We start from the raw sequence: 14727 nt of genomic DNA, 5'->3' as shown, positions 1-14727 counted from the left end.
GTTTACGTTGAATGCGCCTAGACAAGGGCTATTTGCTAGCCTACTGATTGTAAGTTTTGCTCTGCATACCTTTTTACTGGTATTGGCAACGACTCACCAACTGAATGATAACCGTGCCAACCAGGGACAGCTCATGACGAGCCAACTGGTCACAGACAGCCTGGCGGAGCTTGAACCGGCGAACCGCGTTTCTCTGGCACTTCTGGCCAACCGTTATGCGACTAACCCAAGCGTTGCTTCAATTCGTATCCTGGATGCGAATGGTCAGGTTTTAGCCACTGGTGGGCTGACCAAGACCCGTGATGGGGAAGTTTTTGTCCGTGATGCCCTGCAAAACGAGAAAAAAGTCGGTGTGATCGAAATCACCCTGATTGAGCCAAGTATTGGTGAAATTCTGCGGACTCAATGGCTCGCCATTCTGTTCTCTTTCATTATTCATGGTTTGCTTTGGGTCGGTTATCGCGCAGTAGCGCGTCCAAGCCGTACCGAGTATCTGGCACGTATCAATAATGAATCACGACTTAAATTCGAGATTCAGACTTTGACTCAGGCACTCGAACAGGAAAAGCATAATGCCGCCCTCGCCATTGCCCAGGCACAGCAAGCCCTGAAAAACAAACCGAAAGAAAAAGACAGCAAACCGGTGGTCCTAGATACCGATAGCCTGAGCTTGAACATTCAGTTCTATGATCCAAAACAGTTGCTGGATAGCGTGAATAAGACGGTATCGGTTCCTTATTTCAACCTGTGCCAGATTTTCCTGAACAAAGCCACTGAACTGTGCATCCAGCATTACAAACTGAACAGCACGGATATTTGTACCGTACACAAGTTTGATGAGAAAGGTGCCAGTATCAGTATTGCAGCAGACAAGCCAGATGCCCTCGCCTGTCTGACCATGATCAGTTCAGTATTTCAGTTACTTTCAGAAGTTCTGTATAAACGTTATCGTGAAGAAAAACGTTTTGTGCTGCAAACACGTAGTGCAATTTCTTCAGCCGTTGAAGAAATGCAGCTTAATTCCGTTCAGGCTGCAGAACGTTTGGTTCAGCAACTGGTCGCTAAAGAAAGTGCACTGCATGTTCCTAATGCCCTGTTAAAACAAATCGCAGACCACTTTGAGTTGGTCAGCATGCCAAATCCGACCAATGTTCTGACTCGTCATGCCTTTGTGGTCAATGGAATGGATGCAGAAAGTGCTGAACTGGCGCAAAGCTTCAGAACCGAGATTCTCAAATCGAAACAGTCTAAAGCATCCTAAGTCACAGAAAGCAAAAAGCCCGATTGAACATCGGGCTTTTTTATATGAGAGAAATATAATCTTCAGCAGTCAGGATGCTATCTATCCACGGAAGTATCTTGGGATACAGGTTCAACTGTCTTACTTTTGGCGGCCCAGTACGTCGCCAAGGCGGGTCCAGAAATATTATGCCATAGGCTGAAAATAGCACTCGGAACAGCAGTAATAGGAGACGCGGCAAAATGGGTCGCAGCCAAAGCTACCCCTAAACCGGAATTCTGCATTCCCACTTCAATCGAAACCGCGCGACAATCGATTTCTGCCAGTTTAAATATTCGGCTGGCCCAATAACCCAGTAAATAGCCCATCCCATTGTGTAAAGCCACAAGACCTAAAATCATTAAACCAGATTCCAGAATCTGGGTTTTACTGCCGGCAATAATTGCCGCCACAATTGCGACAATGGCAATCACCGAAATTACTGGCATTACCTGGATATAGCCTTCTACCCTGGTTTTTAGAAGGGCACGGACAATCAAACCTAAAATGATTGGAAACAGCACCACTTGCAGAATCGAAATCAGCATGGACAAGGCATTAATTTCAATCCATTGGCTGGCCAGCAGATAAAAAATTGCCGGAGTCAAAAGCGGTGCCAATAAAGTTGATACCGAAGTACACGCCACAGACAAGGCCGTATTACCTTTGGCCATATAGGTAATCACATTGGATGCGGTGCCGCCTGGACAGCAGCCCACCAGAATTACACCAATCGCAATTTCAGCCGGAAGCTGGAATAGCTGACAGAGCAAAAAGGCTAACCCTGGCATCACCATAAACTGAGCCACGACCCCAATCGCGACGGCCTTAGGACTTTGCAAGATACTTTTAAAGTCACCTGGCGTCATGGTCATACCCATGCCAAACATGATCAGACCCAACATCCAGGGAATATAGGCACGTAACCAGACAAACAGGTCCGGCAGCATCAGAGCAATGGCTGAAAATAGAATGACCCACAGAGCAAAGGTCCTTTGGACAAACTGGCTAAATTGAAGAAGTGCTGACATGGGGAAATCCAGTGGTCATGAAAAAGAAATCAAGGCATCTGTGGATGCCTCAAAGTAAACAAACCATTGCATAATGGCAAATAGCCCTAATCGCCTTAAACCAGCGCTTAGGCAGCATTAATAATATCTTTCAGATAAATCCGTTTTACACCCTGTGCCAACATGTCCTGCCAGGCATGTTGTAGCGAACCATTCAGGTCTATGCCTTTGGTGGCATCCGCAATGACATAGGCCTTAAAGCCGAGTTTGCAGGCATCCATCGCGGTCCAGGCTACACAGAAATCAGTCGCGATACCCACGATAAACACGGTATCAATACCGCGCTCCCTTAAATAACCAGCCAGACCGGTACTGGTTTTCTGATCAGCTTCCATAAAGGCGGAGTAACTGTCGATATTTTGATGAAAGCCTTTGCGGATAATCAGTTGGGCTTGCGGAAGGTTCAACTCCGGATGGAATTCAGCATCCTCAGTCCCTTGTACACAATGACTCGGCCAGAGGACTTGAGAACCATAATCCAGCTGAATCGTGTCGTAGGCTGCTTGATCAGGATGATTGTCTGCAAAGGAAATATGCTCTGCCGGATGCCAATCCTGAGTCAGCACAATATTCTGAAAGTACTGCCCCAATCGGTTGATATTCGGAATAATCTGATCGGCATTGGTAACAGCCAGATTTCCACCTGGGGTAAATCCTTTTTGTACATCCACTACAATCAGCGCCGCATTCTGCATCATTTTCATCCCTTGAAATCTGAGTTTGCATCCAAGCATAGCTTAAAACTAAAGAAAATTTTTAGTCCTTTAGGTAAAAATAGAATGACTCTGCATTCTGATAAAACTCATGATGAGTTAACTGTAAAAGCTATTGCTCTGCAAAACATAGAAAGAATTTGTCTTAAGCTGAACTGATACTGGAAAATAAAAAGCCTGCATCAGTGCAGGCTTTTCGGATATTCATCTTTTTATTTTTAAACTTTAGTACGGCTGATCAGGAATAGCATACATACCGCAGAGATTACGATACATGGAATCGCTGCCGAGATCACCCCTGCTGCACCGAAGCCTGCTGTCAGTAGCTGACCCGCAATTGCAGGGCCAAGCATGGCGCCGATACGACCAACTGCAGAAGCAACACCCACACCTGTACCACGTACTTCAGTCGGGTAAACGATACTACCGAAGGCATAGAGTACGCCCTGACAACCAATCACGAAGGCACCTGCCAGTGCTGCTGCCATGTACATTTGCTCAAGTGAGCTTGCACCGTTGAGTGCCAATAGACCCGCCAGGATACCGCCGTACATCAACAGAATGACATACGCTTTTTTCAGACGATCCGTCAGCATACCCAGAATCACAGTACCAATCGTTGCAGTCACCATGAAGTAGAACTGTGCAGTCGAACCATCTTTACGGGTGAAGCCCAGTTCCATAAACAATGATGGCAACCAGCTCAACATGATGTATACCACCATCAGAGTGAAGAAGTAGCTCACCCAGATGCAAAGCGTACGAAGCAGGTTGTCAGAGTTAAACAGATCCTTGAATGAACCCCGAGGAGATACTGCACGTTCTGCGGCTGTCTTGTTTTGTGCTTTTAAGTATTCTTTAGATTCAGGTAGACACAACATCATCAGAGGAATCACGATGATGGGTAATAAACCACCCAGGTAGAAGACATTTTTCCAGTTTGCACCGAATTCAGTTGCTGCGATTAAAGACAAGATTGCAGCACCCACTGGCATACCACAGTACATCAGGCCTACGGCACGACCACGGTTTTGTGGAGCCACGGCTTCAGAAGCTAAAGTGATCAGAATCGGCATTGCACCGCCAAGACCCGCACCCGCCAGAAAACGAACTGCCAGCAAGCTGTGGAAACTGTTCACCCACACGGTACATAAGGTAAATAGTGCAAAAATTGCGGTTGACCAGATTAAAACTTTCTTACGGCCAATACGGTCCGCAAATCGACCACCGACCAGTGCACCAGGCAATAAGCCCAGAATCCCTGCACTAAAAAACACACCCAATTGTGAGCTATCAAGACCAAAGTGCTCACGAATACCAGCAGCGGCAATCCCGGCAGCCTGAATATCCAGGCCTTCAATCACAGCGATCAGGAAGCAGATCCCTACCGTGATGATCGCGTGCTTATTGTCTGATTTTTCCATTGGAATATCCTTGTTCAATCAGCGTTCAAAAGAGAGGCCATCATCTATGAGCCGCTAAAGAGAATTAACTACCAATAAGTTGAACAATTTGCTCGGATATACTGAAAAATCCAGAAAATTGATGACTTTAAGATGCTGTTCGATAAAGTCAAAAAAGCAATTAATGAGAAGTATTAAAATCCCAGTATTTTTGGATTTAGACTTATACATCAAACCCGGAAATTCAACAGTGAGAAAAATTCGGGGCCGATCACTAATACGAAAAAAAGATTAGTTCAGGCATTTTTGCTTTTTATTCCTCATAAATGAGGTTTATTATTCGATATATTTTAGCTCTTAATTCATCGAATATAAATATTAATACTCCCCTAAAACGCCATAAAAGCATGTTTTCCAAATCTATTTAATTCACTTAAGTGACTTATTCTTTGTAATTTTTCCTAAAAAAATGAATTTATTACTCTCCATACTGCTGGAGGATAAAGGATGATTTGGACAGCAAAAAATTATAACGATTAAAACTTGATTGTTGCCTGGGGGCTTTGTATAAAGAATTCAGTGGCTTTTACTAAAGCATATTGTTCTTATGCGTTTGATCAGTCATAATTTGCATAAGCAATATTCAATTCAGTGCAAATCTATTGAATTTGCTACAAATCAAAATACAAACCCATCCCAAATATGTTTTCTCATTCTCTTCGGATGGACAAATAGGATAGTTTTTTAAAATGACTCAGCAAGCACAGACCATTCAGGGTTCCATTGTCGCAATCGTCACCCCCATGTTTGAAGATGGCAGCGTAGATTGGAAGGGTCTCGAGAAGCTGGTTGAGTGGCATATTACAGAAGGCACCAACAGCATTGTCGCGGTTGGTACCACTGGTGAAGCATCAACGCTCAGCATGAGCGAGCACACCCAAGTGATCAAAGAAATCATTCGTGTTGCTAACAAACGTATTCCTATCATTGCCGGTACAGGCGCAAACTCGACTCGTGAAGCAATCGAGCTGACTCAGGAAGCCAAAGAACTTGGCGCTGATGCTGCCCTGCTGGTTACTCCTTACTACAACAAACCGACTCAGGAAGGCCTATATCAGCATTATAAAGCCATTGCTGAAGCGGTTGATCTGCCTCAAATTCTTTATAACGTTCCAGGTCGTACTGGCGTGGATATGGCCAACGAAACCGTGATCCGTCTGGCAGATATTCCACAAATCGTAGGCATTAAAGATGCAACAGGTGATGTAGCCCGTGGTGCTGCCCTGATTGAAGGTCTGGCAGGCAAAAACATGACTGTTTACTCAGGTGATGATGCAACTGCCTATGAGTTAATGGGTCATGGTGCCAAAGGCAATATCTCTGTGACTGCCAACGTTGCACCAAAGGTCATGAGTGAAGTATGTGCTGCTGCCATTGCAGGCGATGCGGCACGTGCTGAAGAGCTCAATGCTCAGGTTGCAAATTTACACAATATTCTATTTTGCGAATCAAACCCAATTCCTGTGAAATGGGCTCTCCATGATATGGGCTTAATTGGTACAGGTATTCGCCTTCCATTAACACCACTTGCAGAACAATATCGCGCTCCGCTTCATGAGGCACTTGTAGAAGCGAGCGTCATTAAATAAAGAGCAACGATTATGCAATTACGTTTAGGACTTACCCTGGCACTTTCAGTATTCAGTTTAGCAGGTTGTAGTTCAATGGCCTTTAAAAACGGTACCTTGGACTATAAAGAAACAACCACGCTGCAACCATTGCAATATCCTGAAGGGTCAATGGTTCGTCCTGCAACGCCTTTGTACCCTGCTCCAACAGTGGATCCGCTTGCCCTGGAAAATGCACCAAAGCTTGAAAATCAGCGTGGTAACCGCTTTGCGATGCCACGTCCTACTGCACAGCCGGTAAATTCAACTCAAGCAGATGAAACTCAAGAAAATTTTTCAGGAAAGCCGCAATTAGTCACTGACGGAAATCAAAATCCACTGCTCAAAATTGATGGAAATGCTGCTACAATATGGCAATACACTCTTGCCACGCTTAGCAGCCTTAACCATTCTATCGTTGGTCAAAATAAAGATCGTTATGAAGTAACGATTCAGGTCGATCAGCAAACCTATGTTTTAAGACTCTCTCCCGCAGGTTCGAGTAACACCCTGGCTGTGTTTAATCCCGATAACAGTTTTGCCGACCGCGAAAAAGCAGCAGAACTGTTAAACCAGATTTACCAAAATTGGCCAGCCTAGACATTTTCTAGGCATTTTTTTTTGTAGAAGGTTCCCTCATGTTAAAACAAACCTTGCTCTATACTGGTAAAGCGAAATCTGTCTATACCACGGACAGTGAAGACCACCTGATTTTAGTTTTCCGTGACGATGCGTCCGCATTCAATGGCGAAAAAATCGAACAACTGGATCGTAAAGGTAAGGTGAATAACCGTTTTAACGCCTTCATCATGGAAAAGCTGGCTGCTGCTGGTATTGAAACTCATTTTGAGAAACTGCTGACACCGACTGAAGTGCTGGTGAAAAAACTTAAAATGATTCCAGTAGAATGTGTGGTACGTAACTATGCTGCGGGTTCTTTATGCCGTCGTCTGGGTGTAGAAGAAGGTAAAGAGTTAACGCCTCCAACATTCGAATTGTTCTTCAAGGATGACGCGCTAGGCGATCCAATGGTGAACGAATCTCAAGCGATTGCTTTAGGTTGGGCGACTGCTGAACAACTGGCAAAAATGAAAGAACTGACTTACCAAGTGAACGATGTGCTTAAGGCATTATTCGAAGCGGGTAATATGCTTCTGGTTGACTTTAAACTTGAATTTGGTGTGTTCCACGACCGTATTGTACTGGGTGACGAATTCTCTCCAGACGGTTGCCGTCTATGGGATAAAGACACCAAGAAAAAACTGGATAAAGACCGTTTCCGTCAAGGCCTAGGCGGCGTGGTTGAAGCGTACGAAGAAGTTGCAGCACGTTTAGGTATCAATCTTGAAGATATCTAAGCACTAGTAATGCTTCAAAGAACCGGGTTAATAACCCGGTTTTTTATTGTCTAATCTTATGATCGAAAAAATGAATTTTATTAATAAAAATGATCGTTTTTACATTATTCAATGCATGTCTTAATATTACTGCATTCCGGCAACATCCTCAGCAGATGCAATCCATCTGATGTTGCTGACCAGATTTATACCCTTACCCTCTAGGATGTATCTCCCCCAAGACATCCTATTTCAGCCCAATTCTCCTTGAATTGGGCTTTTTTTTGTTTACTGCTGCTGTTGTTCCTGCTGCCAGCGACGTTGTTGCAGACGTTCGCCTTCTACTTCACGCTTATTACGTGCCGATTCGTACAGTTTAGTGCCTTTCAGCTCAGGCGGCAGGTAATCTTGCAAAACAAAATGTTCCGGATAGTTATGCGGATATAGATAATTCACTCCATAACCCTGCTCTTTCATCATTTTGGTCGGTGCATTACGCAGATGTAAAGGCACTGGCAAATTGGCCGTTTTTTCAGCCAGATCCATCGCCTTATTAATTGCCAGATAGGTACTGTTACTTTTGGCACTGGTCGCCAGGTAAACCGCACATTGTCCCAGAATAATCCGGCATTCCGGCATGCCAATCGCTTGAACTGAGCGAAAGCATTCGCCCGCCAGCAACAAGGCATTCGGATTGGAATTGCCAATATCTTCTGATGCTGCAATTAGCATACGGCGGGCAATAAAGACCGGATCTTCACCACCTTTGAGCATACGTGCCATCCAGTACAGGGCAGCATCCGGATCACTGCCACGAATCGACTTGATGAAGGCCGAGACCAGATCATAGTGCTGCTCGCCAGACTTGTCATAACGGGCAATATTCTGCTGTGCGACTTTGACCACAATCGCATTGGTAATGATATTTTCCTGGTCAGCCTCAAAGGTACTGGCAATCAGATCCAGCAGATTGAGCGCCTTACGCGCATCCCCAGCGGCAAACTGCAGTAAGGCGTCAAATTCTTCAATCTGGATATAGCGTTCCTGCAGAAATTTGTCAGTCTGAATCGCCTGAGTCAGTAAAGTCTGAATCGCTTCATCACTCAGCGCATTTAAGGTATAGACCTGACAACGTGACAGCAAGGCACTATTGACTTCAAAGGATGGATTTTCCGTCGTCGCACCAATCAAGGTAATTTTGCCTTTTTCGACGGCATTCAGCAGTGCATCCTGCTGGGATTTATTAAAACGGTGAATCTCGTCAATAAACACCACGGGCGTCAGCAGATCACCACTTTCTGCAATGACTTCACGCAACTCCTTCACACCAGTATTGAGTGCAGACAGGCTGATAAATGGCCGGTCTACCGCTTGGGCAAGTAGCAAGGCAATTGTGGTTTTACCTACTCCAGGTGGACCCCAGAAGATAATCGATGGTAAATGCCCTTGGTCAATCATTTGACGTAGAGGTGCATTCTCTCCAAGCAAGTGATCCTGCCCGATAATTTCTGTAAGGTCGCGAGGCCGCAAGCGTTCTGGAAGCGGGATATGACTGTCTGACATCTTATTATTGGCTCAAATTAAATTCTGCTTTCATTCTAACACCGGTAGTTTTGATTCCAATATTTCAAACATTTATGAGAAAAATTTAATTTATGTAAGAAAGCTCTATTTTTTTTACAATGAATGGATTAATCTTATGAAAAGTAGATAAATAGAACATGATTAATTACAGGTGAATAACCTTGTAAATTTCACATTGTCTCATATTAATTAGAATGGACTTGAGTAACTGATTGGATGCTCTTTGGGTGGTATCGGTGGGGATGCATGAAGCATAATAAATCTAGACGAACAACTGCAGAATGCGCTGAGTCGCTTATTTCAACCTCGATACAATCTTCTAATGAGCAACAGGCAAAATTCAGATTATTACAGGACCTAATCAATGATGTGCCACATCCACTCTGGGTGCTGGGCAAAGATAATATTGAATATTTTAATCAGGCACTTTCGGATTATTTAGGCACCAATTTAAGTGAATATGGTCCTAAAGAATGGCAAAGCCTGATTCATCCAGATGATCAGCCAGCGTTTTCTGAGCAATGGCATGCTGCCCTGAATCAGCAACAAGGTTTTAATACTCAGTGCCGGATTAAATCGGCTGATTCCAGCTATCGTATGTGTGCCTTGGCGATTAAGTTTCAGCATACAGCGGAACATCTGCTGCAATGGTCGGTATCCCTGACCGATATTCATGAATATTTCGAGATTCAGCAACAACTGTCTCAGGTGATTTCTACTCAGAAAAATATGCTGGATGCCAGTGTCGACTGTATTAAAGTGATGTCTCCACAAGGCGAGATCCGTCATATCAATCAGTCTGCCTGCCATAAGTTAGGGATTGATCCTGAACAGCAGCCTGCCCTGCATTCATGGTTAAATCTGTTACCCGCTGAAGTTAAGAAAACTGGACAACGTGCTTTAAAACAGGCTGCTCAAGGCTTAAATAGCCGTTTTGTAGAAAAAGCTCAGACGGATAATGAGAACCCAGAATATTGGGATCATTTACTGACTCCGGTATTGGACGAAAATAATATTCCTCAAAATATCTTGTGTGTTTCGCGCAATATCAGTCAGCAAAAAATAGCCGAAAGCCGTTTAAAAGCTGTCATTCAGCGTGATGAGCTGACCGGCCTATATAACCGTAATGCCTTTTATAAGACCTTTAAACAAGTACTGCTAAAAGCCAAGCAGCAGCAAATGATGGTTGGCCTGCTCCTGATCGATCTGGACTATTTCCGGCATATCAATGACACCCTGAGTCATATTGCCGGAGATCATTTGTTGCATGTCTTGGGCAAGCGTTTTCAGGCCTGTTTTGGCTCCAACAATATAGTCGTTGCCCGTCTGGGTGGAGATGAGTTTGCCATTCTGGTCAAAAACTTGGAAAACGAAGCCCAGCTGATTAATACCGCACAACTGGCCTATGCTCAACTAGAACAACCAGTAAGTTATGTCGGCCATCGCATGAGTATTGGCATGAGTATTGGTTGTACCGTTTATCCGCGTGATGCCCAGAATAGTTCCAACCTGCTGAAATGCGCCGATATTGCCCTGAATGATCTGAAAAATAGTGGGCGTGGCGGGATTCGCATGTTTAATCAGGAGATGTTCAGGTCACTGGAAAACATGACCAAACAACTGACGCTGGCACGCAAGATTATTCATGCGGATCAGATCATTCCTTATTATCAGCCTAAGGTCCGTCTCTCCGATGGTGAGGTGATTGGTTTTGAGGCCTTACTGCGCTGGCAGGATCAACAGCATCAGATCCAGTTACCCTCTCATATTTTTTCAGCTTTCCAAGACTATGACCTAGCTTCGCGCATCAGTGAAACCATGCAGCTGAAAGTCTTTGAAGATATGAGCCGCTGGCAGGCTGAAGGTCTGGATATCTTACCAATTTCAATCAATGCAGCTCCGGTTGAATTCCTACGTGATGATTATGCTGAGAAATTTCTGGCTCGTCTGTCCCGATTCGATATTCCTGCGCATAAGGTTGAGCTGGAAATTACCGAGCAGAGCTTGTCTGAAGGCGGAGCCAATTATGTGATCCGGGCACTGAACCTGCTGAAAAAACATGGAATTCATATTTCTCTGGATGACTTCGGTACCGGTCATTCTTCCCTGACCCGTTTGCAGGAATATCCGGTCGACTGCATCAAGATTGATCGCAACTTTGTAGAACGCATGAACAATGATCCGTCTGCGCTGGCCATTGTCAAAGCCATTACCCAGATTGGTTCCAGTATTTCTCTGGATGTATTGGTCGAGGGTATTGAAAATACTGAACAACTGGACACGCTGATCAATTGTGATTGCCAGATCGGACAAGGCTTTTATTTTTATCGTCCTATGTCCGGGTCCTCAGCACAGCAACTGCTACAACAGGCAGCTTAATTTTTTTATTTAATCATTTGACGGGGCTGGATTGCGCTAATCATTAGCGCACCCAGCGCACGATATATTCATCAATTTCATCTTCATCAATATCGACTTCACTTAAGCAGCGACCAGCAGCAGACTTTTTGGCCTGAATTACGCTTTGTCGTGAACCCGTCTTCAGATAATGCCAGGATGGCAGGCTTTTCCCTTCAGCAACTCGGCGATAAGCACAGCTTGAGGGTAACCAGTGAATAGTGTCCAGTTTCTCAGGTGTCAGCTGGATACAATCCGGCACATATTGCAGCCGGTTCGGATAATCCGAACAGCGGGCAGTTTTGCAGTCCAGTAATTTGCAAGCCACTTTGGTATAGGCGACTTCGTGATTGTCTTCATCTTCTAGCTTGATCAGGCAGCAAAGTCCACAACCGTCACAAAGCGCTTCCCATTCTTCTGGCATCAGCTCAGTGAGACTATATTTTTTCCAGAAGTATGGACGTAAGGCATCAGACATAATCAAAACGGCTATGGTAAAAATCAGCTTATTATACCAAGTCTCAACAAAGGAAATGTAGGGACGTGAATCTTATTAATATCACGTAAACTATTGTTAAATCAGAGACAGTACATCAACAAAACACTAACAGTGCCCAAAATCGAATATTCCTATACTGGATTTGAGAATAAAAACACATGGAGAATTGATATGTTTCGCTGGGCTATTATTTTTGCTGTGATTGCCTTAATTGCCAGTCTACTTGGTTTCGGTGGAGTAGCAGGTTTATCTAAGGATTTCGCGATTATCTTATTGGTGATTGCCGTTATTCTTGCCATTGTTGGTTTCCTTTCTCGCGGCAAGGTCTAGCGACTGAGTTTTGCTTAAGGAAAAGTTTCCTACAGAAAAAACAAGAGCCATTTGGCTCTTGTTTTTTTATGCGCCCAAAATGGATTACGGTTTGATATGACGTGGTCTGAAACCAGCAGCGACCAGCGCGGCCAAATATGCCACTACCCCGACCACACATAAAATCAGCACTTCCAGTACACGCATCCACTGTGATACATCACCATTGTACCATCTCAGTGCATAGGCCAAGGCTGCAATCATCACCACATTGGCAAACATGAATTGCATAAAGATTTTTTTCCAGTGGGCACCAAAACGGAAAATATTGCGTTGATGCAGATAAAAATACAGTAGACCTGCATTGACCATGGCTGAACCGGTTGAAGCCAGTGCCAGTGCCATATGCTCCGCTTCCCAATGAATCAGCTTAAAGAAACCAATAAAGATCACGTTCAGAATCGCATTGGCTGCCACGGCCATTAAACCGACGCGTACCGGTGTACGGGTATCCTGCTGGGCATAGAAGCCGGGAGCAAAGACTTTAATCAGCATAAAGGCAATTACACCGCCACTCATACATTGCAATGCCAGCGCCGTCATCTGGGTATCTTCAAAGGTAAACTGTCCACGTTCAAATAATGCCTGAATAATCGGTGTTGACAGCATGAACAAGGCAATACTGGCTGGTAGACCAACCAGTACGATGACTTTCGCTGCCCAGTCCATCATGCCGCGGAATTTTTCCGGATTCTTTTCCGTATGCTGTGTGGATAAAGACGGCAGAATCACGGTACCGATTGCCACACCAATCAGACCCAATGGCAACTCAGTCATGCGTTCAGCACTATATAGCCAGGACACTGAACCGTCCTGCATGAAAGAAGCCCAAACCGTATTCAGTAACAGGTTGATCTGGGTGACCGATACACCAAACAAAGCGGGTAGCATCAGTTTCATGATGCGATCCACCCCTTCATGCTTGAAGTCTACTTTCGGTGGAATCAACAGGTTTTTACGCCATAATTCTGGAATCTGGATTGCCAGCTGCAAAATCCCGGCAATTACGACTGCCCAGCCTAGCGCCATAATCGGCTCTGCCATAAAAGGGGTGAGCCAGAGCGCACCGGCAATCATGGCAATATTCAATAAGACCGGAGCAAAGGCTGGCGTACTGAAAGAGCCATAACTGTTCAGAATACTGCTGGCAAAAGCCGTTAGTGACATAAATAGCAGGTATGGAATGGTCAAGCGGAACATGTCTGTAGCCAGCGCAAACTTTGCTTCATCGCCATGGAACCCTGGCGCATAGATATACATGATCACCGGTGCGGCAATGATGGCAATCATGGTCAGGGTGGTCATGAAAGTAGCCAGACAGCCAAATACCCGGCTGATCAGGATCTGCACTTCTGCATGGGTACGACTGGTTTTATATTCTGTCAGTACCGGAATAAAGGCTTGGGAGAATGCCCCTTCTGCAAACAGCCGTCTGAAAAAGTTTGGAATACGAAATGCCACCACGAAGGTATCGAAATCTTTACCGGCACCGAATACATTCAGTAAAACCACATCCCGGACCAATCCCAGAACCCGCGACAACATGGTCATCGCACTGACAATTACGGTCGAACGCCAAAGGGCCATCCTATTCACCTAATAATTAATTTGGGCCTATTGTAATGAAACTTGCAAAAGAAGTTCATTGCTTAATCACATGACTTCCTGAAGGGTCATGGGTTCTTATAATGTTGTAACTGAGCACGAAAAGCACACCAGTCAAAATATGGTCCCGGATCGGTTTTACGTCCCGGTGCAATATCTGAATGTCCAGCAATATGCTGCTGCAGTTTGGGATAATAGTCTTGCAAACAGGCGGTGACTTTGACCAAGGCATCATATTGTGCCTGTTCAAACGGCAGGTCATCACTGCCTTCCAGTTCAATCCCGATGGAATAATCATTACATTCTTTTTTGGCCAGATAGCTGGAACGACCGGCATGCCAGGCCCGGTCATTAAAATTCACAAACTGTAGCACTTCACCAGAACGCAAAATCAGCAGATGTGCAGACACCTGCATGCCTTCAATAGTCTGAAAATACGGATGCACGGACCAGTCCAGCTGATTCTGAAAAAACTGTTCAATATAACCACCACCAAACTGTGACGGCGGCAGACTGATGTTATGGATCACCAGTAACTGGATGTCGGTATGTTCAGGCCGCTGATTAAAATTTGGAGAAGGGATCTGGCGTACCCCGAGCAATTGCCCGTCCCGGATTTGAAACTCAGCTGCCTGTTGCATAAAACTGTCCTGTACAAAAATAAAATCTGCAATATCAGGATTGCAGCCGGCTTAATGCTAAAACTTTCATAGGCAAATCTCAATTCATCCCGGCAGGCTGTATGAAAAATCGCTCATTTTAATGTAACGGTGTTAAGATAACGCACAATTTTTCACGGCTAAA

Annotated in this window: 13 protein-coding genes; 6 read left to right on the top strand and 7 right to left on the bottom strand. The window is 44.7% G+C overall.

The window, feature by feature from the left end; all coding sequences use genetic code 11:
* The first annotated feature begins 7 nt into the window (after positions 1-7).
* Positions 8-1261: a hypothetical protein gene (locus tag AC4MBN_RS00335; protein ID WP_180014874.1), complete on the top strand. Its 1254-nt coding sequence runs from the start codon at positions 8-10 to the stop codon at positions 1259-1261.
* 77 nt (positions 1262-1338) lie between these two features.
* Here the strand turns inward: AC4MBN_RS00335 and AC4MBN_RS00330 are convergent, their stop codons facing one another.
* The 3 genes from AC4MBN_RS00330 to mhpT all read right to left on the bottom strand — a co-directional run bounded on the left by AC4MBN_RS00330 (position 1339) and on the right by mhpT (position 4486).
* Entirely contained in the window at positions 1339-2310 is a 972-nt protein-coding gene (locus AC4MBN_RS00330; RefSeq protein WP_491880464.1) for a bile acid:sodium symporter family protein, read from the bottom strand.
* Positions 2311-2417: 107 nt separating this feature from the next.
* Entirely contained in the window at positions 2418-3047 is a 630-nt protein-coding gene (pncA, locus tag AC4MBN_RS00325) for a bifunctional nicotinamidase/pyrazinamidase (RefSeq protein ID WP_491876298.1), read from the bottom strand.
* Positions 3048-3280: 233 nt separating this feature from the next.
* Entirely contained in the window at positions 3281-4486 is a 1206-nt protein-coding gene (gene mhpT / locus AC4MBN_RS00320) for a 3-(3-hydroxy-phenyl)propionate transporter MhpT (RefSeq protein WP_491880463.1), read from the bottom strand.
* 728 nt (positions 4487-5214) lie between these two features.
* Here mhpT and dapA point away from each other — a divergent pair.
* From dapA to purC, 3 genes are read left to right on the top strand one after another with little or no spacing between them, the layout of a single operon-like run.
* Positions 5215-6114 (top strand): 4-hydroxy-tetrahydrodipicolinate synthase, encoded by a 900-nt coding sequence (gene dapA, locus AC4MBN_RS00315; protein ID WP_491876300.1) that lies wholly within the window; start codon positions 5215-5217, stop codon positions 6112-6114.
* A gap of 12 nt (positions 6115-6126) precedes the next feature.
* Positions 6127-6732 carry a lipoprotein-34 precursor (NlpB) gene (locus AC4MBN_RS00310; protein ID WP_034703997.1) on the top strand — a complete coding sequence of 202 codons (606 nt, stop codon included), beginning with the start codon at positions 6127-6129 and terminating at the stop codon, positions 6730-6732.
* 38 nt (positions 6733-6770) lie between these two features.
* Positions 6771-7490 carry a phosphoribosylaminoimidazolesuccinocarboxamide synthase gene (gene purC, locus AC4MBN_RS00305; protein WP_004781395.1) on the top strand — a complete coding sequence of 240 codons (720 nt, stop codon included), beginning with the start codon at positions 6771-6773 and terminating at the stop codon, positions 7488-7490.
* Positions 7491-7757: 267 nt separating this feature from the next.
* On the opposite strand, the gene AC4MBN_RS00300 is transcribed toward purC, so the two are convergent.
* Complete coding sequence (locus AC4MBN_RS00300) at positions 7758-9032, bottom strand: replication-associated recombination protein A (RefSeq protein ID WP_166137552.1); 1275 nt, start codon at positions 9030-9032, stop codon at positions 7758-7760.
* A 267-nt stretch (positions 9033-9299) separates the two neighbouring features.
* Between AC4MBN_RS00300 and AC4MBN_RS00295 the strand changes: the two genes are divergently transcribed.
* Positions 9300-11432 (top strand): putative bifunctional diguanylate cyclase/phosphodiesterase, encoded by a 2133-nt coding sequence (locus AC4MBN_RS00295; RefSeq protein WP_491880462.1) that lies wholly within the window; start codon positions 9300-9302, stop codon positions 11430-11432.
* Between the two features lie 43 nt (positions 11433-11475).
* Here AC4MBN_RS00295 and AC4MBN_RS00290 read toward each other — a convergent pair whose 3' ends face one another.
* Positions 11476-11928, bottom strand: a complete 453-nt coding sequence (locus AC4MBN_RS00290) for a YcgN family cysteine cluster protein (protein WP_491880461.1) — start codon at positions 11926-11928, stop codon at positions 11476-11478.
* Between the two features lie 192 nt (positions 11929-12120).
* Here AC4MBN_RS00290 and AC4MBN_RS00285 point away from each other — a divergent pair, with 192 nt between their 5' ends.
* A complete protein-coding gene (locus AC4MBN_RS00285; RefSeq protein ID WP_004647174.1) occupies positions 12121-12279 on the top strand; it encodes a DUF1328 domain-containing protein in 159 nt (52 codons plus the stop codon).
* An 84-nt stretch (positions 12280-12363) separates the two neighbouring features.
* Here AC4MBN_RS00285 and murJ read toward each other — a convergent pair whose 3' ends face one another.
* Complete coding sequence (murJ, locus tag AC4MBN_RS00280; protein WP_491880460.1) at positions 12364-13914, bottom strand: murein biosynthesis integral membrane protein MurJ; 1551 nt, start codon at positions 13912-13914, stop codon at positions 12364-12366.
* Between the two features lie 77 nt (positions 13915-13991).
* Positions 13992-14564 carry a 1,6-anhydro-N-acetylmuramyl-L-alanine amidase AmpD gene (gene ampD / locus AC4MBN_RS00275; RefSeq protein ID WP_180025294.1) on the bottom strand — a complete coding sequence of 191 codons (573 nt, stop codon included), beginning with the start codon at positions 14562-14564 and terminating at the stop codon, positions 13992-13994.
* Positions 14565-14727 lie beyond the last annotated feature (163 nt).

Source organism: Acinetobacter sp. CAU_H_60 (assembly GCF_058599385.1).
The sequence above is the reverse complement of the archived record's forward strand: the minus strand, read 5'-3'. Positions and strand labels throughout refer to the sequence as shown.

What these genes read in the sequence shown, in the direction of transcription:
- AC4MBN_RS00290 (WP_491880461.1), bottom strand. Translation starts at nt 11,928, where the DNA reads ATGTCTGATGCCTTACGTCCATACTTCTGGAAAAAATATAGTCTCACT.
- purC (WP_004781395.1), top strand. Translation starts at nt 6,771, where the DNA reads ATGTTAAAACAAACCTTGCTCTATACTGGTAAAGCGAAATCTGTCTAT.
- mhpT (WP_491880463.1), bottom strand. Translation starts at nt 4,486, where the DNA reads ATGGAAAAATCAGACAATAAGCACGCGATCATCACGGTAGGGATCTGC.
- AC4MBN_RS00310 (WP_034703997.1), top strand. Translation starts at nt 6,127, where the DNA reads ATGCAATTACGTTTAGGACTTACCCTGGCACTTTCAGTATTCAGTTTA.
- dapA (WP_491876300.1), top strand. Translation starts at nt 5,215, where the DNA reads ATGACTCAGCAAGCACAGACCATTCAGGGTTCCATTGTCGCAATCGTC.
- pncA (WP_491876298.1), bottom strand. Translation starts at nt 3,047, where the DNA reads ATGATGCAGAATGCGGCGCTGATTGTAGTGGATGTACAAAAAGGATTT.
- AC4MBN_RS00330 (WP_491880464.1), bottom strand. Translation starts at nt 2,310, where the DNA reads ATGTCAGCACTTCTTCAATTTAGCCAGTTTGTCCAAAGGACCTTTGCT.
- AC4MBN_RS00300 (WP_166137552.1), bottom strand. Translation starts at nt 9,032, where the DNA reads ATGTCAGACAGTCATATCCCGCTTCCAGAACGCTTGCGGCCTCGCGAC.
- ampD (WP_180025294.1), bottom strand. Translation starts at nt 14,564, where the DNA reads ATGCAACAGGCAGCTGAGTTTCAAATCCGGGACGGGCAATTGCTCGGG.
- AC4MBN_RS00295 (WP_491880462.1), top strand. Translation starts at nt 9,300, where the DNA reads ATGAAGCATAATAAATCTAGACGAACAACTGCAGAATGCGCTGAGTCG.
- AC4MBN_RS00285 (WP_004647174.1), top strand. Translation starts at nt 12,121, where the DNA reads ATGTTTCGCTGGGCTATTATTTTTGCTGTGATTGCCTTAATTGCCAGT.